22 protein-coding genes are annotated in these 25,069 nt (G+C 71.6%); 6 read left to right on the top strand and 16 right to left on the bottom strand.

Annotation, left to right across the window (positions count from 1 at the left end):
- Positions 1-349: 349 nt before the first annotated feature.
- The 6 genes from F4562_RS31380 to F4562_RS31355 form a co-directional block, all read right to left on the bottom strand.
- Positions 350-784, bottom strand: a complete 435-nt coding sequence (locus F4562_RS31380) for a hypothetical protein (RefSeq protein WP_184540318.1) — start codon at positions 782-784, stop codon at positions 350-352.
- Positions 785-1,354: 570 nt separating this feature from the next.
- Positions 1,355-2,332, bottom strand: a complete 978-nt coding sequence (locus F4562_RS31375; RefSeq protein WP_184540317.1) for an aldo/keto reductase — start codon at positions 2,330-2,332, stop codon at positions 1,355-1,357.
- A gap of 232 nt (positions 2,333-2,564) precedes the next feature.
- Positions 2,565-2,759: a DUF1918 domain-containing protein gene (locus F4562_RS31370; protein ID WP_184540316.1), complete on the bottom strand. Its 195-nt coding sequence runs from the start codon at positions 2,757-2,759 to the stop codon at positions 2,565-2,567.
- Between the two features lie 121 nt (positions 2,760-2,880).
- Positions 2,881-3,777 (bottom strand): carbohydrate ABC transporter permease, encoded by an 897-nt coding sequence (locus tag F4562_RS31365; RefSeq protein ID WP_184540315.1) that lies wholly within the window; start codon positions 3,775-3,777, stop codon positions 2,881-2,883.
- On the bottom strand, positions 3,777-4,685 hold the full coding sequence (locus F4562_RS31360) for a carbohydrate ABC transporter permease (protein ID WP_184540314.1): 909 nt from the start codon (positions 4,683-4,685) through the stop codon (positions 3,777-3,779). Before F4562_RS31360 ends, F4562_RS31365 begins: the two co-directional genes overlap by 1 nt.
- 99 nt (positions 4,686-4,784) lie before the next feature.
- Complete coding sequence (locus F4562_RS31355) at positions 4,785-6,020, bottom strand: extracellular solute-binding protein (RefSeq protein WP_246474614.1); 1,236 nt, start codon at positions 6,018-6,020, stop codon at positions 4,785-4,787.
- A 314-nt stretch (positions 6,021-6,334) separates the two neighbouring features.
- Here F4562_RS31355 and nagA point away from each other — a divergent pair, with 314 nt between their 5' ends.
- From nagA to F4562_RS31330, 5 genes are all read left to right on the top strand, one after another.
- Positions 6,335-7,504 (top strand): N-acetylglucosamine-6-phosphate deacetylase, encoded by a 1,170-nt coding sequence (gene nagA, locus F4562_RS31350; RefSeq protein WP_184540313.1) that lies wholly within the window; start codon positions 6,335-6,337, stop codon positions 7,502-7,504.
- A 221-nt stretch (positions 7,505-7,725) separates the two neighbouring features.
- On the top strand, positions 7,726-7,986 hold the full coding sequence (locus F4562_RS31345; RefSeq protein ID WP_184540311.1) for a hypothetical protein: 261 nt from the start codon (positions 7,726-7,728) through the stop codon (positions 7,984-7,986).
- 240 nt (positions 7,987-8,226) lie between these two features.
- Positions 8,227-9,168, top strand: a complete 942-nt coding sequence (locus F4562_RS31340; RefSeq protein ID WP_184540767.1) for an endonuclease/exonuclease/phosphatase family protein — start codon at positions 8,227-8,229, stop codon at positions 9,166-9,168.
- A 192-nt stretch (positions 9,169-9,360) separates the two neighbouring features.
- Entirely contained in the window at positions 9,361-10,230 is an 870-nt protein-coding gene (locus F4562_RS31335; RefSeq protein WP_184540309.1) for a carbon-nitrogen hydrolase family protein, read from the top strand.
- A gap of 21 nt (positions 10,231-10,251) precedes the next feature.
- Positions 10,252-11,628 carry an APC family permease gene (locus F4562_RS31330; RefSeq protein ID WP_184540307.1) on the top strand — a complete coding sequence of 459 codons (1,377 nt, stop codon included), beginning with the start codon at positions 10,252-10,254 and terminating at the stop codon, positions 11,626-11,628.
- A gap of 53 nt (positions 11,629-11,681) precedes the next feature.
- On the opposite strand, the gene fdhA is transcribed toward F4562_RS31330, so the two are convergent.
- From fdhA to F4562_RS31285, 9 genes are all read right to left on the bottom strand, one after another.
- A complete protein-coding gene (fdhA, locus tag F4562_RS31325; RefSeq protein ID WP_184540305.1) occupies positions 11,682-12,905 on the bottom strand; it encodes a formaldehyde dehydrogenase, glutathione-independent in 1,224 nt (407 codons plus the stop codon).
- A gap of 53 nt (positions 12,906-12,958) precedes the next feature.
- Positions 12,959-13,858, bottom strand: a complete 900-nt coding sequence (locus tag F4562_RS31320; protein ID WP_184540303.1) for an MIP/aquaporin family protein — start codon at positions 13,856-13,858, stop codon at positions 12,959-12,961.
- A 144-nt stretch (positions 13,859-14,002) separates the two neighbouring features.
- Positions 14,003-15,250, bottom strand: coding sequence for a formamidase (gene fmdA / locus F4562_RS31315; RefSeq protein ID WP_184540301.1), 1,248 nt, complete (start codon positions 15,248-15,250; stop codon positions 14,003-14,005).
- A 146-nt stretch (positions 15,251-15,396) separates the two neighbouring features.
- Positions 15,397-16,044, bottom strand: coding sequence for an AmiS/UreI family transporter (locus F4562_RS31310; RefSeq protein ID WP_184540299.1), 648 nt, complete (start codon positions 16,042-16,044; stop codon positions 15,397-15,399).
- Between the two features lie 368 nt (positions 16,045-16,412).
- Positions 16,413-16,691: an FmdB family zinc ribbon protein gene (locus F4562_RS31305; RefSeq protein ID WP_184540297.1), complete on the bottom strand. Its 279-nt coding sequence runs from the start codon at positions 16,689-16,691 to the stop codon at positions 16,413-16,415.
- A gap of 323 nt (positions 16,692-17,014) precedes the next feature.
- The gene (locus F4562_RS31300) at positions 17,015-18,901 is read right to left on the bottom strand and encodes a SelB domain-containing protein (RefSeq protein WP_184540295.1); all 1,887 of its coding nucleotides are present in this window, start codon (positions 18,899-18,901) and stop codon (positions 17,015-17,017) included.
- On the bottom strand, positions 18,901-20,322 hold the full coding sequence (gene selA, locus F4562_RS31295) for an L-seryl-tRNA(Sec) selenium transferase (RefSeq protein ID WP_184540293.1): 1,422 nt from the start codon (positions 20,320-20,322) through the stop codon (positions 18,901-18,903). Before selA ends, F4562_RS31300 begins: the two co-directional genes overlap by 1 nt.
- 279 nt (positions 20,323-20,601) lie before the next feature.
- On the bottom strand, positions 20,602-21,087 hold the full coding sequence (locus F4562_RS31290; RefSeq protein WP_184540291.1) for an MSMEG_6728 family protein: 486 nt from the start codon (positions 21,085-21,087) through the stop codon (positions 20,602-20,604).
- Between the two features lie 220 nt (positions 21,088-21,307).
- Entirely contained in the window at positions 21,308-22,570 is a 1,263-nt protein-coding gene (locus F4562_RS31285) for an MFS transporter (RefSeq protein WP_184540289.1), read from the bottom strand.
- Positions 22,571-22,662: 92 nt separating this feature from the next.
- Between F4562_RS31285 and F4562_RS31280 the strand changes: the two genes are divergently transcribed.
- Positions 22,663-23,208 (top strand): CGNR zinc finger domain-containing protein, encoded by a 546-nt coding sequence (locus tag F4562_RS31280; RefSeq protein WP_184540288.1) that lies wholly within the window; start codon positions 22,663-22,665, stop codon positions 23,206-23,208.
- Between the two features lie 88 nt (positions 23,209-23,296).
- Here F4562_RS31280 and F4562_RS31275 read toward each other — a convergent pair whose 3' ends face one another.
- A complete protein-coding gene (locus F4562_RS31275; protein ID WP_184540286.1) occupies positions 23,297-25,069 on the bottom strand; it encodes a M1 family metallopeptidase in 1,773 nt (590 codons plus the stop codon).

Below are 25,069 nucleotides of genomic sequence, written 5' to 3'. Positions count from 1 at the left end.
CTTCGTGGACTCCTGTCTCTCGGGCAAGCCTAAACCTGTCCCGCGGATCTTCCTCATCCTGAGAGCGTGAGTCCTTCACCGAGCCGTACGTCTTCTCCTGGCGCTACGCTCACGTCTTCCCCCACGCCTTCTTAACAGCGCGGCGGTCTCTCCCATGCTCACCGCTCCAGCTTCATGCGCCTCGTCCTGGACGTCGTGCCGGCATCGCCCTCAGTGGATAACGCCGCCGTCGGAGGACGGGGCCCGAGGCGGAATTCAGCGGAAAGGAGAGTGGCATGACGAGGCTCGCCGACCTGCTCGCCATCGCCGCCCGCATGCTAGGTGTACTCAACCTCTGTGGTCAGTACATCTAGAGGACCGCGCTCCCGAGGATCACGCACACGATGCACACCACGAGGGAGACCGCCGCCACCACGCCTCCCACGATCAGCGACGGGAAGAAAGCGCGTTCGAGGGCGAGACTGAACGTCAGGATGGCGGGGATGAAGGACAGGGAGAACGGGACGAGAGCGAGCAGACCCACCGCGCCGACGACGCTCCGGGCTCCCGTGGGCACGACGCGGTCGCCCTCGGGGGTGAGGGCGGCAGGGAAGACCTCGCCCGCCTCCGCCTCCGGCACGGTGGCGACGGTGATCGGGTCCCGCGCCGGGTCGTCGAAGACGAACCACGCCCGGCAGTCGTAGATCCCTTCGCCGACGCGTTCGCAGGAGACGACGTGGGCGGTCCCGGGCGTGCCCTTCCGGCCGAGCGCGACCTCCAGATCGGGAAGGGTGGTCGAGATCACGGTGTAGGCCATAAACGAGAGCCCGGCCGTCGAGAAGAGCATCGTCCCTGCGGCGCCGAGGAGTTCCCTGGGGGGGGCGGCGCTGCTTGATCCCCCGGCGGGCCTCCTCCTTGCGACGGGCCTCCTCCGCGAGGCGGGCCCGCTGCAGCCGGTAGTCCTTCCTGGACTGGCCCCGCTGCCGCGGGACGACGGGCACGGCCGGTTCGGGGATCTTCGGGGACCCGGTGGCGGCGGGAGGCTCACCGCCGGGGGACCGCCGGGTGCGGCCCTTCCGGAAGCGGGACTTCCTGCCGGTGGTGTCTGGCACGTGGGACATGCCTCGATCATGGCCGGGGGCACTTGAGACCCACCTGCAACCGGATGAGACCGGGCTCTCAGCGTCCACTCAGCGGGGGCACAGGATCGCTGGGGCAGCGTAGGGGTGATCCCTGCAGGATCTGACCCCCGCCTCCCTCGTAAGGGCCTCTCACGGAGGAGTCCATCATGCTGATCCACGCCACACGTCCGGGACACCCGGAGGAGCTTCTCACCGGCCCGGCTCTCTCCGCCGGGCCGAACGGACGGGCCGGGTCACCAGCGGTGGTGGACCTGCGGGCGGACGAGCTCGTCGTAGATCTCCCGCACGGCGCGCAGGGTGGCCTCGGGCAACGGGCCGGCCGCTGCGGCGGCGGCGTTGGCGCGGGCCTGCCCAGGGTTGCGGGCACCGGGGATGACCACGGAGACACCGGGCTGATCGATGATCCAGCGCAGCGCGAACTGCGCCGTGGTCATCCCGGGCGGGACCAGCGGGGTCAGGCGGCGCACCGCCTCCAGGCCGGTGGCGTAGTCGACGCCGGAGAAGGTCTCGCCGACGTCGAACGCCTCGCCGTGCCGGTTGTAGGTGCGGTGGTCGTCGGGGGCGAAGACCGTGGACTCGTCGTACTTGCCGGACAGCAGGCCGCTGGCCAGCGGGACGCGGGCGATGATCCCGACCCCGGCCTCGGCCGCCGCCGGGAGTACCCTCTCCAGCGGCTTGAGGCGCAGGGCGTTGAGGATGATCTGCACGGTGGCCACGCCCGGCCGTGCGATGGCGGTCAGCGCCTCCTCACAGGTCTCGACGCTCACCCCGTACGCGGCGACGCGGCCCTCCTCGACGAGGGTGTCGAGGGCGTCGAAGACCGCGTCGGCCGAGTAGACCGGGGTGGGCGGGCAGTGCAGCTGCACCAGGTCGAGGGTGTCGACGCCGAGGTTGGCGCGGGAGCGGTCGGTCCAGGCCCGGAAGTTGTCCAGGGTGTAGGCGGACGGCTCCTGGGCGACGCGGCGGCCCATCTTGGTGGCGACGGTCAGACCGGGCCTGCCCTTGGTCAGCCGTCCGACGATCCGTTCGCTGCGGCCGTCGCCGTACACGTCGGCGGTGTCGATGAAGGTCACCCCGGCGTCGACGGCCGCCTCAAGCGTGGCCAGCGCCTCGTCCTCGCCGACCTCGCCCCAGTCCGCCCCGAGCTGCCAGGCGCCCAACCCGACGACGCCGACCTGCCTACCGGTTCTGCCCAATTCACGTTTCTGCACGTCGACGATCGTAGTGGGGCGGAACCCCCGGGAACTCGGCCGCGGGCAGAGCTCCCGGGGCCGCGGACCGGTCAGGTCCCGGAGCCGGGATCGGGGCCGCGGGCCGGCGCCGACGGTCCCGGTCGCTCACACCGGTCCGGTGCCGAGGCTCCCGGCCGATCGCCGCCGATCCCCGCCGATCCCCGCGGGCCCTCGCCGGTCCCCTGCCGGTCCGGGTCTTCACGGTCCGTACTCAGTCCGGCTCGTTCGGCACCACATGAGCGTCGGGGCCGGGGAAGACGAGACTCTCGTGCTGGTCGTCCTCCCAGCGCACCACATACGGCGGGCTGCCGTCCTGGTGGTGCAGTTCCACGATGAAACCGATCTTGCGGTGGTCACCGCCGTGCGTGCCCTCGACGATCAACTTGTCTCCTACGGCTGCCTTCACCGTGACCTCCCTTCCTCCAGGTGTCCCCTCGCTTCCATGGCACCATCCCGCGGGCACGCCCGTCCAGGTGGGAGGGCGGGAAGCCGCCGGGCCCGGACGAACCCGGACGGTCACCCCACCGTCACTTGACGGAGCCGGCGGTGAGACCGCCCACGACCTTGCCCTCGATGAGGGCGAACAGGATGATGACCGGGATCGTGGCGATCACAGAGCCCGCGAAGAGATTCTGCCAGTCGACCTGGTATTGGCCGATGAAGGAGTTCAGGGCGACGGTCAGGGGCTGGTTGCCCGGGGAGGTGGTGAGCGTGAGCGCCACCACGAACTCGTTCCAGGCGGCGATGAAGGTGAAGATGAGAGCGGTGACCACTCCCGGCGCGGCCAGCGGGAGGGTGATCCGGAACAGCGTCCCCATCCGGCCGTTGCCGTCGAGGAACGCCGCCTCCTCCAGTTCGCGCGGGATCGAGGCGAAGTAGGCGTTGAGGATCCAGACCGCGAAGGCCAGGTTGAAACCCCCGTTGACCAGGATGAGCGACCACACGGTGTCCACCAGGCCGAGCTGGTGGAACTCGCGGTAGATGCCGACGAGCATGGCGGTCGGCTGGAACATCTGGGTTATCAGCACCAGGATCATGAACGCCGTGCGGCCCCGGAATTCGTGCCGTGCGGTGTAGTACGCGGCGGGCAGCGCCACGAGCAGCACCAGGATCGTCGAACCCGCCGCCACCTGGAGGCTGACCAGGAGGTTGCCGGACAGCCCGCTGGACCAGAAGGTGACGAAGTTCGACCAGGCGAAACGCTCGGGCAGCAGGGTGGCCTGGCGCAGTTCTTCCTGCGGGCGGAGCGCGGTGAGCACCATCTGGATGTAGGGGAACAGGAAGACGAACGCGACGAGGTAGGCGCCCGCCGCGATGGCGACCTTCTTGACGGACGGCAGCCTTCGAGCGGTTCCCGGGTCCGGGCGCCCCGCGGGGACGCGCGCCGCCGGAGACGCCGGAGGCGCCACGGTGGACGTGCTCATCATCGGGCCACCTCCTGCTTGTGCTGACTGACCTTCATGAAGACGGCCACCATGACGATGACCATGCCGAAGTTGATCACGGACATCGCCGCGGACTCCCCGATGTCGGACCCCTTGAGGATGTACATGAAGATGGTCGACGTGGCGGTGGAGTAGCCGGGCTGGCCGTGGGTCATGGCCCAGATGATGGGGAAGTTGTTGAAGACGTTCATCACGTTGATGAGGGTCGCCACGGTCAGCGCGGGACGGAGCAGCGGCAGCGTTATCGACCAGTAGGTCCGCCACCTGCCCGCGCCGTCCATCTTGGCGGCCTCGTAGACGTCGGCGGGGATGGCCGTGAGCCCGGCCAGCAGCGAGTACGTCGTGAACGGCAGCGACACGAACACCGAGACGAAGATCAGCCAGGGGAACGCCGTACTGGCCTTGCCGAGCGGGTCGGCGTCCGCGCCGCCCATCGCGTCGAGGAAGCCCAGGTCGTGCAGGATGATGTTGATCAGGCCGACGCCGGGGTCGAGCATCCACTTGAAGATGATCGAGGTCATCAGCACCGACGCCGCCCAGGGGGCGATCAGGGCCCAGCGGGCGACGCGCCGGCCGGGGAACTGCTGGTTGAACAGGGACGCCAGTCCCAGGGAGATCACGATGGTGAGGGCGACGACCGCGACCACCCAGACCAGGCTGCGGAACATCACGCCGCCGAAGTCGGGTTCGGCGAACAGCTTCTCGTAGTTGGCCGTCCCGTTGAACCCGTTGACCACGCCGAACCGGCTGATCTTCAGGAACGACGACTGGATCATGACGACGACCGGCCAGACGACCACCACGGCGATCAACACCACCGCGGGGCCGATCCAGGCCCATGGCTGCAGGGCCCGCCCCACCCGTTTCAGGGCGACTGTCTGTTGCATCTCTTCTGCCTTCTCGGAGTTCTCTCGACGCCTTCCGCCGGGCGTGACCGGCGCCGCCCGCCGGGCGGGCCCCGTACGACCGGAGCCCGCCGTGCCGCGTCAGCCCGCGGTCGTGGTCTTCTGGATCGCGCCGAGGACCGTCTCGGGGTCGTTCAGCGCGCCGCCGATGGTCTGCTTGATCTGGGTGTTCACGTCGGACCACTTGGGGTCGGTGAACGGGTAGAACGTGGCGTTGGGCAGCGCGTCGAGGAACGGCTTGAGCTGCTCGTCCGAGGAGAGCTTCTCGGTGCCCGAGGTGGTCACCGGAAGCAGCTTGTAGGTGTCACTGATCTTCTGCGCGGCACTGCCGGTGTAGAAGAAGTCGAAGAACTTCTTGATCTCCTCCTTGTGGCCGTTGGCGTTGAAGGCCATGATCCAGTCCTGCACGCCCAGGGTGGTGGTGAGCACACCGGTCTTGCCGGGGATCGGGGCGACGCCGAAGTTCTTCAGCCCGCCCTTCTCGAAGATCGGGATGGCCATGGGGCCGCCGTTGACCATGCCGATCTTCCCGCCGGCGAAGTCGGCCCAGACGTCCTTGCGGTTCTTGGTGCCCGGGTTCGGCGTGGTGAGGCCGGCGTCGACCATGCCCTTGAGGTATTTGAACGTCTCGATGTTCTGGGGGGAGTTGATCGCCCAGTTGCCCGAGGCGTCCTTGTATCCGCCGCCGTTGCCCAGGAACCACAGCAGCGACTCGGCCTGGGCCTCCTCGTTGCCCAGCGGCAGGCCGAACGGCTGCTCGATCCCGGCCTTCTTCAGCTTCTCCGCGGCGGCCTTGAGCTCGTCCCAGGTCTTGGGCGGCTCGGCGATCCCGGCCTTGCCGAACAGGTCCTTGTTGTAGAAGAGCGCTCTGGCGGTGGAGAGGAAGGGGATGCCGTAGGCGGTGCCCTCCACCTTGCCGGCCTCGGCGAACTTCGGCAGCAGGTCGGACAGGACGTTCGGCGACAGGACCTCGTCGGCCTTGTAGAGCAGGCCGTCCTTGACGAAGCCGGAGTAGTCGCCGGTCTGCAGGATGTCAGGCATCTGCCCGTTCTGCACCATCGTGGCGACCTGCTTGTCGATGTCGTTCCAGTTGATGACCTGGACCTCGACCTTGATCTTCGGGTTGGCCTTCTGGAACTCGTCGACGACGCCCTTCCAGAACTTCTCGCCGCTGTTGTCGGCGGTCGGCCCGTCACCGTAGTCGGCCGCGACCATCTTCAGCGTCACCTGGCCGTCGGCGGCCGGCTCACCCGAACCGCAAGCGGTCAGTACCAGTGCGGCGGCCACACCGAGCACGGCCGGGCCCATCAGCTTCATCTTCACTGCTTCAACCACCTTCACATGTCGACGACCGCTCTGGTCCGTACCAGTTGTGGCCACGGAAGCCCGTCGTCGTGGGGGGAACCGCCTCAAACTCCTCGCGGTGACCGTCAGGATAGGGAGAAGGTAACCAACTGGTCTATACCGGATGAAGAATTTTCTAGGACAGAGCTAACTTTGCCGGTATTGTCGGCGCAACTGGTCCAGACCGGTTGCCTCCCGTGCCGCCGCGAGACGTCCCATGCCCGCCGCGGGCGGGGGTGCGGCACACCCGGGATCGCCTGTCCCGGTGCGTCTTCATGGAGATGATCATGCTTATCGTGGTGAATGCCCGCGTCGTCACCCCTCACCAGGTCCTCGATCCCGGCTGGGTCGCCGTCGAGGAGGGCCGCATCGCCGGGGTGGGCAGGGGGGACCCGCCCGCGAGGAGCGGCGCGGTGCTCCACGACCTGGGCGGGCGGTTCGTCCTGCCCGGCTTCATCGACCTGCACATGCACGGCGGAGGCGGAGCGCAGATCACCACCGACGACCAGGAGGAGATCCTCACCGCGGTGGCCTTCCACCGGCGCCACGGGACCACCTCGACCCTCGCCAGCCTGGTCACCGACCAGATCGACCGGATGGCCGCCTCCGTCTCGGCGATCGCGGAGATCATCCGGTCGGGCGACACCAGCCGGGGACGGATCGTCGGGGTGCACCTGGAAGGGCCGTTCCTCAACCCGGCGAAGAAGGGATCGCACCACGCCGAGCACCTGCTCGCCCCCGACCGTGCGGCGCTGCGGCACCTGCTGACGGCCGGGGACGGCACCGTGCGGGTGGTGACGCTCGCACCCGAGCTGCCCGGAGGCATGGACCTGCTACGGGAGGTCACCGAGGCGGGTGTGATCGCCGCCGTGGGGCACACCGAGGCCGACTACGACCAGGCCCGCGACGCCTTCGCGTCGGGAGCGCGGCTGGCCACCCACCTGTTCAACGCGATGCGCCACTTCCACCACCGCGACCCGGGACCGGCGGGCGCCGCGCTGGCCGACGAGAACGTCGTCTGCGAGCTGATCAACGACGGGGTGCACGTGCACGACGAGGCGGTCAGGATGGCGATGTCCGCGGCCGGGTCCGACCGGGTCGCCTTCGTCACCGACGCCACCCCCGCCGCGGGCATGACCAGCGGCCGGTACCACCTGGGGCCGGTGCCGGTCTTCGCCGACGAGGGGACGGTCAAGCTCTCCGACGGCACCCTCGCGGGTTCCACCCTCACGATGGACGCCACCGTCCGCCACGCGGTACGCGACATCGGGATCTCCATCGTGGACGCCGCCATCGCGGCCGCCACGACCCCCGCCCACCTGCTCGGCATCTCCGACCGGACAGGCGCGATCCAGCCCGGCAAGGACGCCGACCTGGTGGTCCTCGACGGGGCGTTGCGGGTGTCGGCGGTGATGGCCGGCGGCGAGGTGGTCCACGGCAGCCTGACAGCGGCCTGACGGGGCCTGACAGCGGTCCGGCGGGCCTGACAGCAGTTCGGCGACAGGGATCCGACGGTGGCCTGACGGCCGTCCGGTCACGACCCTCGGTGACCGGTTCGCGGAGCGGCCGTCCGGTCACGACCCTCGACGGCGGGTGCGCGGAGCGGCCTCGGCGAAAGGCCCGATCCGGCCGGGTTCTTCCCCGCACGATCGCCCCGGCCCCGCCGTACGATGCGGCCATGCCGAACCTTGGACCCACGGAACTGCTCATCCTCGCCGTCCTGCTCGCGTTGATCGTGGCTGCCGTCATCGGGGTCGCCGTGTCCGTGGGGAGGCGGAGGCGGGTGAGCGCACCCTACCCCGGCGCCGGCGGGGCCGACCTGGCCACCCGCGTACGCGAGCTGAAGAGCGCCGGCCGGACCGAGCAGGCGGTCCACCTGGTGCGCGGGGAGACCGGCATGGGCCGGCGCGAGGCCGAGCTGTTCGTCGACGGCCTCTGACTGCCCGCGTACGTCCCGGGCGTGCGCGGTGCGACGCACCCGCGGGGAGGGCCGGCCGGACTCGTCGGCGTACGTCCCGGGCGTGCGCGGTGCGATGATTTCCCTTCCCCCGCACCGGCCTCTACGGTTCGCTACGGGGGAAGGAGCCCGGTGGAGCAGACGAGCGGCCGTCCGGCGACGGAGGCGAAGACCGCGGCCCGCGGGCGGCCGTCCCGCCGGGCGGGCCGACGCCCCTGGGGCATGGACGCGCGGGGCCGGACGCCCTGGACGCGCGGGTGGACTCTCGTGTCGCTCGCCATCCTGACCGCCGGGCTGACCGCGTTCCACTCGGCGGTGCCGAACACCGCGGGCAACCTGGGCAGCCTGCTGGAGACGTTCCTTCCCTGGACCGGCCTGGCCGTCCCGGTGCTGCTGGGCCTGGCGCTGCTGCGCCGCTCGGCCGTCGCCGGGGTGGCAGCGGCCCTGCCCGGTGCGGTGTGGGCCGTCCTGTTCGGCCACCTGGTGGTGCCCGCCGGCGGCGTGACGGCGTACGACCTGACGGTGCTCCAGCACAACGTCGACGACGAGAACCCCGACCCGGCGGGCACCGCGCGGGCCCTGCTCCGGGCGGGAGCCGACCTGATCGCGCTGGAGGAGCTGACGCCCGAGGCCGTTGCGGCCTACCGGGCCGTCCTGGAGGCCGATCATCCCCACCACGCCGTCGTGGGCACCGTCGGGCTGTGGTCCAGGTATCCCCTCACCGGCACCCGGCCGGTGGACATCAGGCCCGGGGACGTCGAGGCGAGTTGGAGCCGCGGGCTGCGCTCGACCGCACGGACCCCCCGCGGGGACGTCGCCGTGTACGTCGCCCACCTTCCCTCGGTCCGTGTCGGGACGGGCGGCTTCACCTCCGGCCGTAGGGACGAGAGCGCCGTCCTGCTGGGCACGGCGATCGCGGCGGAGCGGCTGGAGCGGGTCGTGCTGCTCGGCGACCTCAACGGCACCCTCGACGACCGCGGCCTGGCCCCGCTCACCTCCCGGGTGACCCCGGCGCGGACCGGCTTCGGCTTCAGCTGGCCCGCCGTCTTCCCGCTGGCCCGGATCGACCATGTCATGGCCCGCGCGGCGACCCCTGTGCACACCTGGACGCTGCCCGCCACCGGCAGCGACCACCTGCCGGTGGCGGCCCGCATCAGGTTCTGACTCCGGACCGGATCCCGCCGACGGGAACCCCGGGGCTGCCGGACGGCCGCCGGGCGACCACCGGCGCGGAGCCCCGACCGCGGACCGCGGGCCCCACTGCACTTCACCAGAAAACCGGTCATTATCCTTGAAATCATTGCAAATACTTACAAATGGCTATTTCTAACCGCATAACCGGGAAGTAGGTGCGCTATGTCACGACCACTCCCCATCGCGCTCGCCCAGGCGGCTCCCCGCCCGGCCGACGAGGACGTCTCAGGCTTCACCCGGGAGGTCGAGGAGCTGACCGCGCGCTTCCCCGAGGCGCGTTTCGTCGTCTTCCCCGAACTGCACCTGCACGGCACACGGGTTCCGCCGCGCGAGCGGGACGCCGAGCTGGAGGCGTCCGCCGAGCCGCTGGACGGCCCCAGGTCGAAGGCGTTCGCACAGCTCGCCGGTGACCTGGGGATCTGGCTGGTCCCCGGGAGCGTGTGCGAGCGGGGGCCGGACGGCGCGCTCCACAACACGGCCCTGGCCTTCTCTCCCGAGGGCCGGCTCGCCGCCTGGTACCGGAAGATCTTCCCCTGGCGACCGTACGAGCCCTACCGGCCGGGTGACCGCTTCGTCGTCTTCGACGTCCCGGGTACGGGCCGGGTCGGCTTCGCGATCTGCTACGACGCCTGGTTCCCCGAGGTCGCGCGCCACCTGGCGTGGATGGGGGCGGAGGTCATCGTCAACCCGGTCATGACGACGACCGCCGACCGCGCGCAGGAGCTGGTGCTGGCGCGGGCCAACGCGATCGTGAACCAGGTGTACGTCGTCAGCGTCAACACCGCCGCCCCCGTCGGCACCGGACGCAGCCTCGTCGTCGACCCCGAGGGCCGGGTCAGGGCCGAGGCCGGCGAGGTCGCGACCGTGCTCACCGACGTCCTCGACCTGGACGACGTCACGCGGGTCCGCAGGTACGGCACCGCCGGGCTCAACCGTGTGTGGGCCCAGTTCACCGAGGCCGACGAACCCCTCGACCTCCCCCTCTACCAGGGACGTATCGATCCCGCCCGCTGGTACCCGGCGGGCGGCTGACGACTCGGAGAAGATCCCGTCATGCGAGACAACGAACCAGTTCTGAGGCGTGCTCTCACGCTCGGGCCGGTCGTCCTGTTCGGGCTCGCCTACATGACGCCGCTGATCGTCCTGGGCATCTTCGGCATCGTGGCGGAGGCCACCGGTGGGGCGGCGGCCTCCGCGTACGCGCTGGCACTGGTGGCCATGATCTTCACCGCCCTCAGCTACGGGAGGATGGCGGCCGTCTACCCGACCGCCGGATCCGCCTACACCTACGCGCGCCGGACGATCGACGCGCGGGTGGGGTTCCTCGTCGGCTGGGCGGTGCTGCTCGACTACCTCTTCCTGCCGATGGTCATCTGGCTGATCGGTGGCTCCTACCTGTCGGCGCAGTTCCCCGGCGTGCCGCAGTGGGTGTGGATCGTGGCCTTCATCGTCGTGACGACCGTGCTCAACCTGCTCGGTATCAAGGTCGCCGCCGGGGTGAACTCACTGCTGATGACCTTCCAGATCCTGGTCCTGATCTTCTTCGTCCTGCTGTCGGTCGGCTACCTGGCCGGATCGTACGGCCCGGAGGCGATGCTCGGCGCGGCGCCGTTCGCGAACCCGGACACCACCGTCCCGGGTATCGCGGCGGGCGCCGCCATCGCCGCCTACTCCTTCCTGGGTTTCGACGCCGTCACCACCCTCACCGAGGAGACCGTCGAGCCCACCAGGACGATCCCGCGGGCGATCGTGCTCACCGCGCTCATCGGCGGAGCGATCTTCATCCTGGTCGCGTACACCACCCAGCTGGTGCACCCCGGCGGTTTCTTCCGGGACTCGTCGTCGGCGGCCTTCGACATCGCCAGGACGATCGCCGGCAGCCTGTTCGGCGCGGTCTTCCTGGCCGGCCTGGTGATCGCCCAGTTCACCTCCGGCCTCGCCGCGCAGGCCAGCACGTCGCGCCTGCTGTACGCCATGGGGCGGGACGCGGTCCTGCCCCGCAGGGTCTTCGGCTACGTCCACCGCAGATACCGCACCCCCGCCTTCGGCATCGTGCTGACCGGCGCCGTCGGCCTGGTCGCCCTGCGCCTGGACGTGGCCGTCTCCACCTCGTTCATCAACTTCGGCGCCTTCACCGCCTTCACCTTCGTGAACATCAGCGTGATCGCGTTCTATGTGCACGAACGCCACGCGGGACGTCCGCTGGGCGTGGTGGCGTACGTGCTCGTCCCGGCGGCCGGCGCCGCGGTCGACCTGTGGCTGCTCACCCGGCTCGACGCCCAGGCCGTCACGCTCGGCCTGATCTGGCTCGGCGCCGGGCTGCTCTACCTCGCCTACCTCACCCGCCTGTTCCGGCTGCCGCCGCCCGAGATGGGGTTCGAGGAGGGCGCCCCGGTCGTCGCCGAGGGCGAGCCTCGCCTGCCGGGGTAGCGGCGCACGCGACACGGCCGCCCGCGTGCGCCGCCACCCCGGACCGCCCCGCGCTATCCGGCCTTGGCGAGCAGGCCGTGCGGGTCGAGGACGTACTTGCGCGCGGCCCCCCTGTCGAACTCCTCGTACCCCTGGGGTGCCCGGTCGAGCGGGATCGGCGTGGCGTTGACCGCCTTCGCGATCTGCACCCGGTCGTGCAGGATCGCCATCATCAGCTTCCGGTTGTACCGCATGACGGGACACTGGCCGGTGTAGAAGGCGTGCGACTTGGCCCAGCCGAGACCGAGCCGGATGGACAGCGACCCCTTCTTGGCCGCCTCGTCCGCGGCTCCCGGGTCGCCGGTCACGTACAGGCCGGGGATGCCGAGCGCGCCGCCCGCGCGGGTGAGCTGCATGAGCGAGTTGAGCACGGTGGCGGGGCGTTCCGTCTCCGCCTCCGCGCCGTGCCCGCGCGCCTCGAAGCCGACGGCGTCGACCCCGCAGTCGACCTCGGGCTCGCCGACGATCTGCGCTATCTGGTCCTGCGGGTCGCCCTGCGACACGTCGACGGTCTCGCAGCCGAAGCTGCGGGCCTGCTCCAGCCGCTCCTTGTTCAGGTCACCGACGATGACCACGGCGGCCCCCAGGAGGAACGCCGAGACGCCCGCGGCGAGCCCCACCGGGCCGGCGCCCGCGATGTAGACGGTGGATCCGGTGGTCACCCCGGCGGACACGCAGCCGTGGTAGCCGGTCGGGAAGATGTCGGAGAGCATGGCCAGGTCGAGGATCTTCTCCATCGCCCGGTCCCTGTCCGGGAACTTCAGCAGGTTCCAGTCGGCGTAGGGCACCAGGACGTACTGCGCCTGCCCGCCGACCCAGCCGCCCATGTCGACGTAACCGTACGCCGAACCGGCCCGGTCGGGGTTGACGTTCTCGCAGACCCCGGTCTTGCCCTCCTTGCAGTTCCGGCACCGGCCGCAGGCGATGTTGAACGGCACCGAGACCAGGTCGCCGACCTTGATGAACTCCACGTCCGGTCCGGTCTCGATCACCTCGCCGGTGATCTCGTGTCCGAGGGTGAGGCCCGCCGGCGCGGTGGTGCGTCCGCGGACCATGTGCTGGTCGCTGCCGCAGATGTTCGTCGCGACAGCCTTGATGATCGCGCCGTGCGGGACCTTGCGGCCCACGTTGGCCGGGTTGACCCCGGGCCCGTCCTTGAGCTCGAACCCGGGATAGGGAACTTCCTGCACCTCCACCTTGCCCGGCCCCTGATACACGACGGCCTTGTTGTCCGGCATGGCGTCCTCTTCCTCCTCGTGGTGGCTGGCGGTACGGCGGCCGACCGGCCGCGCTACGTGTTCGTGTGGTCACCTCCCCGTGCCGGGTGGATCGCGCCGCCCGAGGAGCCGGGCCGGACGTCACCGGGGGGCCGCCCGGCCGGACCCGCGGCGGGCTCGGCGCCGGGTCTCTCCGTCCGGGGACGGGGCAGGCTCTCACCGGTGATCTCCCCCGCGGTCCCCTGTTCGGCGGTCGCAGGCACCTCGCCGACCGGCCTGGTCACCAGGTCGTACAGCACGACGGCGACAGCCCCTCCGACGACCGGCCCGATGACGTAGACCCCGGACTGCCACCACGGCGTGTCGCCGCCGAACAGGTCGTTCGCCACGTACGGCCCGAAGGTACGGGCCGGGTTGATCGCGCCGCCGGTCAGCGGGCCGAGCACGAACACCTCACCGGCCACGGCGAGGCCGATCATCAGCCCCGCCCAGCCCTGCGGCGCCCGGCGGTCGACCGCGAGCGCCATGATCGTGAGCAGCAGGAGGAAGGTGCCGAGCGCCTCGACGAGGATGCCCTGCCCGTACCCCACTCCTGGCGCGAGGGCCGTCAGCCCGACACCGCCCAGCTCGGTGGCCCGCCGGCCGAAGATCCCGACGATGAGCAGCCCCCCGACGACGGCGCCGGCGAGCTGGGCCGCGATGTAGAACGGGACCTCCCGCCAGGGGAAGCGCCGTCCCACGGCGAGGGAGACGGTGACGGCCGGGTTGATGTGCGCACCCGAGGTGCTGCCGAACGCGTAGATGACGACTGCGACGATCACCGCGAACGACAGCGCGATGACGCCGACGCCGGCGTAGTCCAACCGGCCGCCGCCGACGAGGAGCGCCGCGACGACGGAGCCGGGGCCGAAGACGATGAGCAGCATGGTCCCGATGGCTTCCGCGAGCATCCGCCGCGACAGATGACCGACCATCACACCTCCGAAGCCGATGGCTTCCTCTCCGTCCCTCCGCCTCTCCCTTCCCGGCCTCCGCACCAGGCGCGGAGGCCGTTGACGGGGGCCGTGACCGCCGCCCGCCGAGGCCGGTGCGACCGCGGTCGCACCGGCCGGTGCCGGTCAGGACGCCACGGCGCACTGTCCGCGGTCTCGGCTGACGGGCCCGTCCATGTTCGGACGCACGTCGAAGTCGAAGATCGCCGTGGGCAGGTAGAGCGAGCAGCACGCGTTCGGGATGTCGACGACACCGCTGATCCGCCCCTCGATGGGCGCCGAGCCCAGGAGCAGGTACGCCTGTTCGCCCGTGTAACCCCACTTCTTGAGGTACTCCACGGCGTTGAGGCATGCCCGGCGGTAGGCCACCGTCGCGTCGAGGTAGTAGTTCGTGTTCGAGTCGTGATCGACCGAGACGCCGATGAACGTCAGGAACTCCGAGTAGCGGGGTTCGATGTTGCCGGGCATGAAGACCGGGTTGGTGGTGATGCCGTACTTCTCCATGCCGCCCTTGATGAGGTCGACGTGGAAGTCGATGAAGCCTCCCATCTCGATGGCGCCGCAGAAGGTGATCTCCCCGTCTCCCTGGCTGAAGTGCAGGTCTCCGCCGGAGAGCTTGGCGTCCCTGACGTGGACGGGGTAGAAGACGCGCGACCCACGGGTGAAGTTCTTGATGTCGTGGTTGCCGCCGTTCTCCCGTGCGGGCACGGTACGGGCGCCCTCGCGGGCGATCCGCTCGGCCACCTCACCGTTCGCCGTACCGGCCAGGGTGTTGTCGACCAGCGGAGGAAGACCCAGCGGCGGGACCCGCTCGGGGTCGGTGTCGATGAGCGCCTGCTCCCGCTGGTTCCAGCTGGAGAGCAGTTCCGCCGACGGCGCCGTACCGAACAGGCCCGGGTGGGTGATGCCGGTGTAGCGGACACCGGGCAGGTGACGTGACGTCGCGTGGATGCCGTGGAAGTCCCAGATGGCCTTGTAGGCGTCCGGGAAGTAGTCGGTCAGGAAGCCGCCGCCGTTCGCCTTGGCGAAGATGCCGGTGTACCCCCATCCCTGTCCCGGCGCCTCACCGACCTGCTGGGGAACCGGGCCGAGGTCGAGGATGTCGACCACCAGCAGGTCGCCGGGCTCCGCCCCCTCGACTCCGATGGGACCGCTCAGCATGTGCGCGTGGGTCAGGTCGACGTCCCGCACGTCGTTGGACGTGTCGCTGTTGTGTATCTGGGCGTCGGTCCACTCCCGGCACTCGACACGAAACTCGTCTCCCGGCCGCACCATGGCGGCCACGGGGATGTCGGGGTGCCATCGGTTGTGGCCGGGCACGTCCTGGTCACGCATGGACTTCGTCTGATCTACGCTGAAAACCGTCTCTGGCATGACAGATACTCCTGTTGGGACTGATGCGATGATCGGATGTCAACAGCCGGCATCCCTCCTCCCCGTACTTGATCTGTAGGTGTTCGCCCCCTGTGACCCCCTGTGACCCCGCTCTCGTCGGTGGCGGGAACGGGCCGGCGGGCGGCCTAGTGGGCGGCGAGGGTCTCTCCTCCGGCGCGGCCGGCGCGGGTGGCGGCCGTCCCCCGTTTCCCGGTCAGCGCCCACAGGACGCCGAACACCACCACGCCGAACACGGCGAGGACGGTCGCGATGAGGTTCTGGTTCCAGTTCTGCCAGTAGCCGCTGAGGAGCAGGAACGACGGGAGGGCCGCGGTGACCCACCCCTGGATCGCCGTCACCCACCCGGTGTAGGTGGTGAGGTGGTCGTGTTTCAGCCCCAGCAGCAGGAAGAAGAGGAACCACAGGAAGGACCAGTAGAGCCAGATGACGCCGAACGGCCTGTCGTTCAGAAGCTGGAAGTTCACGAACGCGTAGCCCAGCGCCATGACCGCGACGAACAGTGAGAAGTAACCGACCCCGGTGGTGTCGAACCCGCCGAGCAGGCCGATCCCCACGTACAGGTAGGTGAAGCCGAAGAGGTAGATCCCGGACGCGCCGAGGACCGCCTCCGTCCTCCCCCCGGAGGTGATGATCAGGACCGTGGGTACGATCACCTGCAGCGCTCCGACGAAGAGGTTGAAGATGCCCGCCGAGCGCGCTTCGACCTTACCCAGCAGCATCAGTCCGTTGATGAAGAGCACCGCGCCGACGTAAAGAAGTCCGACTGACCCCATCGGCGACACCTCCAAGCGTCTGTGATGGGTTGTAACGGGTTGTGATCGGTGGGCAGGGTGACCTACGAATGCCGGTCGCGCCATGGTCGTGCCCATGGCCATGGCGGGCCGTGGCCGCACCGGGGTGCCGCCAGCCCTCGCCGTGCCTCAGTCGTCGCGGTTACGAGCGCATAGACGTGTGGTCCTGTGTTCCGTTGCTCACGGTTGTGCTTTCCTGCCTTTTTCTGTTGCCCACCTGCCGGCGCGGTCTTTCCGCCGCCCATCCGCTCGCGTGCCGGCGGGGCCGCACGCCCACGGGTCACGTGGTCGCATGGCCGTGGAGTCGCATGCTCACAGGTCACGCACCACCGGGCTCGCCGGTCGCGTGGTCATGGTTTGGGCAGGTGAGCCAGGGCCGGGTGCGGCGGTCGCCGGCGGCGGCGTTGCCGCGGGATGTCGGAGACCACCTCCGGTGCCTCGCGGCTCCGCTCCTCCCTGCCGAGGGCGGCCGACAGCGCCGGACGCATCCGGGGCAGGTTCGGCGGCGAGAAGACGCGCGGGGCGTCGGACGCACAGCCGGGGCAGTCACGGGCGGCGGGCGCGGTTCCGATCGGCAACCGGACATCGAACCGCCCGCACCGTGGGCAGAGATATTCGTAGACGGCCATAGGCGCCCCCAGCCCTGGCGTGGGACCGGGACTTCTCGCCCCGGCTCCCGGCGCAAGAATTACGACAAACAACCCATTCAGTTCGACCTTACTCGGGTCAGCCGCATACAACAAGATCGAACAGGGATGACCGGCTCGGCTGCGGATGCGGGCTCCAGGCTTCGGACCCGCCGGACCGGATCCATCGGACCAGGCTCATCGGCCCCGCCGGACCAGGCCCATCGGACCGGACCCACCGGACCAGGCCCACCGGACCCGGCTCACCGGATCGGGCCCGCGTTCGGTCTTTCCGGCGTCGGCCGGTCCGACCCGCGGCCCCGTGCTCATCCTCCCCCGCGGTCACCGGTGTCCGGCCGGCAGCGGCGATGGATCTCGTCGACCCGCTGGGTGAGCCCCCTGCGGTCGAGGAGCTCCAGCAGCGGAACGGCGACCCTGCGGCTGGTGCCGAGCGCCTTTCCGGCCTCGCTGACCGTGAACGGCTGCGGCAGCCGGGCCAGCAGCGCCGCCGCACGGACGTCGGCACCGGGCTGCAGGACGACCCCCTCGGCCACCCGGAGCAGGGCTCCCGCCCGCACGGCCGCCGCCAGCTCGCGGGCGCCCAGCCCCAGCTCGGCCAGGCGACCCGCCTCCGGGGCCAGGAAGGGACGCGAGGACAGCTCGGCGCGGAGCCGCTCGACGGCACGCGCGACCGGGGCGGGCAGGCCCGCGGGCCCGCTCACGATCCGTCCGGCGTCCAGCGTGAGCGGGGGCCGGACCAGCGCGAGGACCAGCCGCCGTTCGGGCAGGCCGAGGGCGTGACGGACCGCCTCCACCGGCATGCCGGGCTCCAGGGGGTGCGTCGCGGCGTACCGCCGCACCGTCTCGTCGAGCCGCTTCCCCAGCCGCGACCAGTACGCCGGGTCGGCGTGCCAGTCACCGCACACGGGTTCGACAGCCGCAGGAGCGCCCATGGCCAGCAGGGCGGCGGCGCGCAGCAGCCGGTGCGCGCGCAGCAGGGACGTCGCGTCCGGCCCGGCCCCCGCCAGCAGGGCGGCCCGTTCCCGTGCCGCACCCCGGCGTACCAGCTCGGGCGGACGCACGTCGAGAACGCTCGCCGCGGCGAGCACCCGCACCTCGCCGCGGGCACGGCCGGGGTCGCGCAGCAACAGGACGTCGCCCACGTGCAGCGGCAACGCGGCGGCCAGGCGCAACCGGACCAGCCGGCCGCCGAGCGGCCGGACCGTGCACGTCACCGCCGCCGACCCCAGGTGCGCGGTCAACCGGGACGGCAGAGCGTCCATCCCGCCCGTGCCGTCCCCGTCGTCCGCGTCCGTCGCGTCCGGCCGCCCCACCGGTCCCGTCCGCCCGGACTTCCCCGGAATCGGGTGCCGGGGACGCTCCCACGGGGCGACCTCGGGCCCGGCCGGCCGCAGCCGCGCGTCGACCAGGTCGGTGTACGTCCACATGCCCGGCGAGACCAGGGCCAGGCCGCGTCCGGCGGGATCCCGGCACCGCAGGTTGACCGCGACCCGGGCCACACCGGACACCGAGGTCACCGGCTCCTTCAGGCACTCCAGTGCCCGGACCCGCGCCGGGGAACCGGCGAGATCCAGTTCGTCACCGACGGCGACGGTGCCCTCGGGGAGTGTCCCGGTGACGACCGTGCCGCTGCCGCGAACACTGAAGGCACGGTCGATCCAGAGCCGCACCGGCGCACCGGGGTCAGGTACGGGCAGTGCGGCCACCAGACGGTCGAGGGCCCGCCGCAACTCGTCCATGCCCAGGCCGGTGCGTCCGCTCACCGCCAGCGCCTCGGCCCCGCCCAGGCGGCCCGCCGCCAGACGGGAACGGGCCCGCGCCATGACCGGGGCGGGGTCGGCGAGGTCGGCGCGGGTCACCACGAGCAGCGCGTGCCGCACGCCGAGGGTCTCCAGCGCCACCAGGTGCTCCTCCGACTGCGGCATCCAGCCCTCGTCGGCCGCGACCACGAACATGACGGCGGGCGCCGGGCCGACCCCGGCCAGCGTCGTGCCGAGGAAGCGTTCGTGCCCGGGGACGTCGACGAAGGCCAGCCGCTCCCCCGAGGGCAGGGTCGTCCAGGCGTAGCCGAGTTCGATGGTCAGCCCCCGCCGCCGCTCCTCGGCCAGCCGGTCGGGCTCCATCCCGGTGAGCGCGCGCACCAGGGTGGACTTTCCGTGGTCGACGTGGCCCGCCGTGGCGACGACGTGCATCAGCCGTCCTCCCCGGGGCCGTCCGACGTGGCGCCACGTGCCGCGGAGCCGCCCGTCGCGGAACCAGCCGGCATGGAACCACCCGTCGTAGAACCACCGGTGGAACCACCCGTCGTAGAACCAGCCGGCATGGAACCCTCCGCCTCAAGGATCGCCCGCATCACGTCACCGTCCCGGTCGGCGGGCAGGGCACGCAGGTCGAGCAGGAGGCGACGGCCCTCCACCCGTCCCACGACGGGAGGATCACCGGTCCGCAGTGGAACCGCGAACCGCTCCGGCAGGCTGACCGCCGCGCTCGGCAGCGTCACCCCGGGTGCTCCCCCACCGCCCACGGCGGCTTCGCTCGGCACGGCACACGCGTCGACACCGGCCTCGGCCAGCCCGGCGGCGAGCGCCGCGGCACGCTCGCGCAGCACCGCGGGATCGGCGTGCAACGCCAGCCGGACGGGAGCGGCCGGCCCCCGCAGGGTGGCCTCCAACGCGGCCAGCGTCAGTTTGTCCACCCGGAGCGCGCGGGCGAGCGGATGTCGCCTGCACCGCTCAACCAGGTCCCGGCGGCCGAGCAGCAGACCCGCCTGCGGCCCGCCGAGCAGCTTGTCGCAGCTGGCTGTGACCAGGTCGGCCCCGGCCGCCAGCGCGGTCGCCGCGTCGGGCTCGTCGGGAAGCAGCGGCTCCCTGGCGAGCAGGCCCGAGCCGATGTCGGCCACGACGGGCACGCCGAGCCCGCTCAGCTCGGTGATACCGGCCGCTCCGGTGAAGCCCTCGATCCGGAAGTTCGACGGGTGCACCTTGAGCACGAGCCCTGTGTCCGGGCCCACGGCCGCCCGGTAGTCGGCGTACGAGGTGCGGTTGGTGGTTCCCACCTCACGCAACCGCGCGCCGGTGGAGACGAGCAGGTCGGGAATGCGGAACCCGTCCCCTATCTCCACCAGCTCGCCCCTGCTGATCACGATCTCCCGCCCGGCGGCGAGCGCGGTCGCCACCAGCACGAGTGCCGCGGCGTTGTTGTTGACCACGTGCACGTCTTCGGCGGCGGGCACCGCCCGTGCGAGGGCGTCCATCGTGCCCCGCCCACGGCGGGCTCGGACGCCGGCGGCCAGGTCGAACTCCACGTCCGCGTACCCCGCGGCGACGGCCGTCGCGGCGACGGCCGCCGGCGACAGCGGCGCCCGGCCGAGGTTGGTGTGGACGATCACCCCGGTCATGTTGATCACAGCTCGCAGGCCGCCGGGATGAGCCGGAAGCGCGGCCACGGCCGCGTCGGCGACCTCCTCGGGGGCGAGGGCACCCTGACGGGCACGGCGCTGGGCGTACGCCACGGCGTCCTTGACGACGGAACGCCCCAGCCGTCCCGCCGCCGCGACCAGCCGCGGGTCGGAGAGCACGGTGTCGGTGCGGGGCACACGCCTTCGCGGGTCCACTCTTCAGAACATAGAACGGGACGGCCGGGAATCGAACCCGCCGTGCCGGGCCGCGTCCCGGCCGGGGGCCGCGAACCGCCGCGCGCGATGCCGGGGACGCGCCGCTACCGGCGCGGCAGGACGGGCCCGGCGCGGAAGCCGGGGCCCATCGCGATGAGCAACCCCGGGGTGCCCGGCGACGAGAGCCGCAGGGCCGGGGTGTCCCGCGGCACGTGGAGCACGGACGACGACGGCAGGTTCCCCACCTCCGCCGGTGAACGCCAGGGGAGGTCGAGCGCGTCAGCCGGCGGGCGGGCAGGACGGGGGACGGCCGGAGACGGGCCAGACATAGGGGAGGTCGGCCGGCTCGTCGCCGAACAGGGGGCCGTAGAAACCGGGGTCCTTGCGCAGCAGGGCCGAGCGGTGGCTGCGGTGCAGGTCGTCGTCGCCGAGCCAGGGCGGCAGCTCTGCGGCGGTCTCCAGTTGCGGCTGGGAGCGGGGGACGGAGATGCCGCAGCGTTCCGCCAGTTCCCGGGCCAGCGTGCCCGCGCAGGTGTCGGCCCGGCCCGTGGAGCACCACTGCCCGCACACCTCCAGGCCGTAGCGGACCAGCGCCTCCTCGTAGCCGGCCCACATCCGCACGGCCGGGTGATGACGCCAGCCGTACCCGGGCACGGTCAGCGCCCGCAGCACCTGGAGCGTCTCGACTCGCTGCTTGCCGAGCCTGCGCGGGTCGAGCACCCGCGCCGTGCCGGCGAAATCCGGGTAGGGCAGGAAAGTCTGCACAATCGCCCTCCCCTGACGACCGACGACCATGGCCTTCCCGGGGGGCACCCGGGTTTCTCGGAGCGGGTATTCCCGCCAAAACCATGATCACGGCGATCGGCCGCCCGCCTCCCGGTCAGCGCCGGACGAAACCGTTCACCACCAGCGGCAGCGACGCTGACGCCCCGCGCGACGTGCCGTGAGGCGGGCACCGCGACGAGCGCGTCGGCCGCCGCGACGGCTACCGGAGCCGAGAGCGCGGGCCGCCGGGTGTGAGGGGGACGGCGAGCAGCGGCGCCACGGCCGCGAGTGCCCAGACCGTCTCCCAGGAGGCGAAGGTGAGCACGGCGGGGATGAGGAGCGGAGTGAGGAACGCCGCGGTGAAGATCGTGGTGCCTTCGAGACCGAGGGCGGTCCCGGCCCGGGACGGACCGGACATGGCGGCGATCTCGGTGTAGGCGACGCCGTGCCAGGCGTTGGCCAGCAGACCGCCGAGCGCCAGGGCGGCGACGGTCAGCGGGGTGGGTGCGTGGGTGAGGACGGCCGCACCGGCCATGACCAGTGCCGTGAGCGCGCCGATGCCGCGGATGTGGGCACGGCGGTCGCCGCGCCGGTCGCTGCGCCTGCCGGTCCAGATACGGGCCGCGCCACCCCCGAGCTGGGCGATCAAGACGGTCAGGCTGGCCAGGGCCACGTCGGCACCCTTGGCGTCGTGGAGGAAGATGGCGGTGAAGGACAGCACGGCGATCTGCGGGACGGTGAGCAGGCCGCTGGCCAGGGCCAGCCGCCAGACGTCCCAGCGGAGAAGGGGGGAACGCGCCGCCTCGGAACGGTCCGCCTCGGGCCGGTCCGCCGCGGGGGCGGGCACCCGGTCCGGTTCGTGCAGCCAGCGCCAGGCCGCCGCGGCGGCGAGCAGGCAGAACGCGGCCGGCACCGCGTAGACCACACGGAAGCCGTACGCCGCGGCCAGGCCGGGCAGCAGGGCGACCCCGACGGCGCCGCCCGCCGGGATCGCGGTCTGGCGGACGCTCATCGCGAATCCGCGCTGTCCGTCGGTGAACCAGGTCATGATCGCACGGCCGGAGGAGGCGTTGACGCTGCCGCCCAGCGCTCCGGCGGCCAGCATGCACGCCGCCAGCAGGGGCATCCCGGCCCGGTCACCGGGGGTGACGGCGACGGCCATGGCCACCAGCAGCGCACCGGTGGCGGTCAACCCGGTGAGCAGGATCCGCCGGTCTCCGAACCGGTCGGTCAACAGTCCCCACACGATGTCGGACACCGCCACGCCGAGTCCCAGGCAGCCCAGGACCAGGCCGAGCTCGCCGGTGGACAGGTGGTAGTCGGCGCGCATGGTGATCCCGGTGACCGGGATGCCGGAGAACATCGCCGAGAAGCTCGCCTGTGCGGCCACGCCCACGGACAGGACGACCCATCGGTGGTTGGGGCCGTACCGCCGCGGGGTGCGGACAGGCGGACCCGCCGTGTCCGCAGAGGTTTGGGGCATCGCGAGCACTCCTCCCAAGAAGTAACCACATTTGGCGGTTACTTACCTTGGCGGCTCACCAAGTAACCTGTCAACACGGTTACTATGTACGGGTGGAGTTCACCTTCGTCAGTGGAAACCTCGGTCTCGACCTGGCCGGGACGGTGGGGCATCGCCGGGGCGAACGCGTCGATCTGCTGGCGACGCCCGCGGACCTGGCCCGATGGACGGTCGCCGCGCGGCTCCTCGACGCCGTGCCCGCCGTGAGCGAGGAGGACCTGGCCCGGGCGGTGTCGGTGCGTGAGGCGATCTATCGGCTGGCGTCCGCCGCCCGCGACGGGGCCCCGTTCAAGGCGGCCGACCGCGAACTGCTCAACCGCACCGCCGAGCGGGCACCGGCCGGTGTCAGGCTGCGTGACGGCGGCGGCCTGGAGCGGACCGGAGACCTGCGGGCCGCCCTGGCCACCGCAGCGCGGGCGGCCGTCGAACTGTTCGGCGGCCCGGACGCCGCGCTGATCCGCGAGTGCGAGGCCGCCCCCTGCACCCGGCTCTACGTCGACTCCTCGCACCGGCGTTCCCGCCGCTGGTGTGACATGCGCGGCTGCGGCAACCGGGCCAAGGCCGCCGCGTTCCGAGCGCGGGACCGGCCCGGCCGGTAGACGCGGAGACAGTGCCGTCCGGCGCCGTCCGGCGTTCCGGTGTCGGCCCGGCCGCCTTCCGGGTGCGGCCGGGGGCCGGGCCCCCGGGTCAGGCCGACTGCTCCCCCTGGGCGGCCTGGGCGGCCTTGGCCAGGCGGGCCGTGATGACGGTGGTCGCGATCGGGTGGTACCTGCCGCCGTTGCGGGCGAAGCACTCCTCGGCCAGTTCCCGGGTCTCGGGGTCGTCGGCCAGCGCGTCGTAGAGCGGCTTGAGGAACTTCAGCCGCCCCACCCTGCCCAGCAGGTCGATCGTCGCCGGCACGGCGGGCCGGTAACCGGAGCGGAGCGCCACGAGCAGCCACAGCCGCAGGATCTCCTGGTTGGCGCTGGTGGTCAGGCCGAACCGGGCGTCGAGCTCCTCCATCAGCTCCGCCGGCAGCGGCGCCCGCAGCCCGGCCAGGTAGGCCTGCCACTCGTCGGCGCTCCACCGGCCGGCGGTCTCCTCGTCCGGCACGGTCTGGCCGACCGCGCGCACCGCGTCCAGCAGCGGGGAGACGATCGTCGGCGCGTCGTCGGGGAGCCCGGTGCCGAACAGCCACTCGTCGTAGTCCACCGCCTCGGACAGTTCGGCGCGGGCGTAGGCCACGACGTCCTCGCCGGTGAGCGCACGGAACCGGAAGGTGTCCAGGTAGTCGCGCAGGAACCGGCGGAACCGGTCGGCGCCGACGCTCTCGGCGATGGCGCGCAGGAACAGGTAGCCCTTCTCCAGGGCGACGTAGGAGGAGGCGACGTCGGGGTCCACCCCGTTCAGGCGCAGCCGCAGGCAGGTCAGCTCGGGCCGGTCGGCGAGGTAGTGCAGGTCCTTCTCCAGGTCGCTGCGGCCCACCGCGGCCTGGAGCTCGGTGAGGTCCCGGCCGACCATGCGGGAGGTGATCTCACGCTCGGCGTAGATCGTGAAGCCCTCGTTGACCCAGAAGTGGTCGAGGGACGCGGCGGTCACCAGGTTCCCGGTCCAGGCGTGCGCGATCTCGTGCGCGAGGAGGGCGACCAGGGAGCGGTCACCGGTGATCAGCGTGGGGGTGAGGAAGATGAGCTGGGGGTTCTCCATGCCGCCGTACGGGTAGCTGGGCGGCAGCACGAGCAGGTCGACGCGGCCCCAGGCGTAGGGGCCCAGGATGTCCTCGGCGGTGGTCACCATCTCCTCGACCTCGGCGAACTCCCAGGCCGCGGCCTCCAGCACCGACGGTTCGGCCCAGACGATGCTGCGCGGCCCGATCTCCTTGCCGTCGAGCCGCCCGACGGCGAGCGCCAGGAGGTAGGAGGGCATGGTCTGGTCCTGCCGGAAGCCGTACACACCCTCGTCGCCGGAGGTGGAGACGGAGGTGGTGGTGGCGGACATGAGCGCGGTCAGCTCGGCCGGGACGCGCAGCGTGGCCTCGTACGAGAAGCGCACGGCGGGGGTGTCCTGGATCGGCACCATGGAGCGGGCGTGGATGGTCTGGCACTGGCTGTAGAGGAACGGGTGGGTGCCGTCCGCGGTCTGCTCGGGCAGGCACCACTGGAGCGCGGTCGAACCGGGCGAGGTCCGGTACGCGATGCGGACGGTGCCGGCCCCCTCGGGCAGCTCGATGCGGAGCCGGGATCCCATGACGGGGTCGGGTGCGCCGAGTTCCCAGGCGAGCTCGGCGTCTCCGGCGGTCACCGACGTGATCTCCAGGTCGCGGGTGTCCAGGTCGAGCGGGCCGGGCCGGGCTCCGGCCAGGCGCAGCTCGGCCACGGCGTCCAGCACCCGGGAGTCGAAGTCCGCCCGGACGTCCCAGCTCAGGTGCTCGACGGTCGGCTGGGTGTCGTCACGGTGCGAATGCGGGTCGGGCAGTGCCAC

It is taken from the genome of Streptosporangium becharense, assembly GCF_014204985.1.
Classification (GTDB): domain Bacteria; phylum Actinomycetota; class Actinomycetes; order Streptosporangiales; family Streptosporangiaceae; genus Streptosporangium; species Streptosporangium becharense.
Note: the sequence above shows the minus strand (reverse complement) of the source record. Positions and strands in the feature narration are given on the sequence as shown.

What these genes read in the sequence shown, in the direction of transcription:
- F4562_RS31365 (WP_184540315.1), bottom strand. Translation starts at nt 3,777, where the DNA reads ATGAGCACGTCCACCGTGGCGCCTCCGGCGTCTCCGGCGGCGCGCGTC.
- F4562_RS31360 (WP_184540314.1), bottom strand. Translation starts at nt 4,685, where the DNA reads ATGCAACAGACAGTCGCCCTGAAACGGGTGGGGCGGGCCCTGCAGCCA.
- F4562_RS31355 (WP_246474614.1), bottom strand. Translation starts at nt 6,020, where the DNA reads ATGAAGCTGATGGGCCCGGCCGTGCTCGGTGTGGCCGCCGCACTGGTA.
- nagA (WP_184540313.1), top strand. Translation starts at nt 6,335, where the DNA reads ATGCTTATCGTGGTGAATGCCCGCGTCGTCACCCCTCACCAGGTCCTC.
- F4562_RS31345 (WP_184540311.1), top strand. Translation starts at nt 7,726, where the DNA reads ATGCCGAACCTTGGACCCACGGAACTGCTCATCCTCGCCGTCCTGCTC.
- F4562_RS31340 (WP_184540767.1), top strand. Translation starts at nt 8,227, where the DNA reads ATGGACGCGCGGGGCCGGACGCCCTGGACGCGCGGGTGGACTCTCGTG.
- F4562_RS31335 (WP_184540309.1), top strand. Translation starts at nt 9,361, where the DNA reads ATGTCACGACCACTCCCCATCGCGCTCGCCCAGGCGGCTCCCCGCCCG.
- F4562_RS31330 (WP_184540307.1), top strand. Translation starts at nt 10,252, where the DNA reads ATGCGAGACAACGAACCAGTTCTGAGGCGTGCTCTCACGCTCGGGCCG.
- fdhA (WP_184540305.1), bottom strand. Translation starts at nt 12,905, where the DNA reads ATGCCGGACAACAAGGCCGTCGTGTATCAGGGGCCGGGCAAGGTGGAG.
- F4562_RS31320 (WP_184540303.1), bottom strand. Translation starts at nt 13,858, where the DNA reads ATGGTCGGTCATCTGTCGCGGCGGATGCTCGCGGAAGCCATCGGGACC.
- fmdA (WP_184540301.1), bottom strand. Translation starts at nt 15,250, where the DNA reads ATGCCAGAGACGGTTTTCAGCGTAGATCAGACGAAGTCCATGCGTGAC.
- F4562_RS31310 (WP_184540299.1), bottom strand. Translation starts at nt 16,044, where the DNA reads ATGGGGTCAGTCGGACTTCTTTACGTCGGCGCGGTGCTCTTCATCAAC.
- F4562_RS31305 (WP_184540297.1), bottom strand. Translation starts at nt 16,691, where the DNA reads ATGGCCGTCTACGAATATCTCTGCCCACGGTGCGGGCGGTTCGATGTC.
- F4562_RS31300 (WP_184540295.1), bottom strand. Translation starts at nt 18,901, where the DNA reads ATGCACGTCGTCGCCACGGCGGGCCACGTCGACCACGGAAAGTCCACC.
- F4562_RS31285 (WP_184540289.1), bottom strand. Translation starts at nt 22,570, where the DNA reads ATGCCCCAAACCTCTGCGGACACGGCGGGTCCGCCTGTCCGCACCCCG.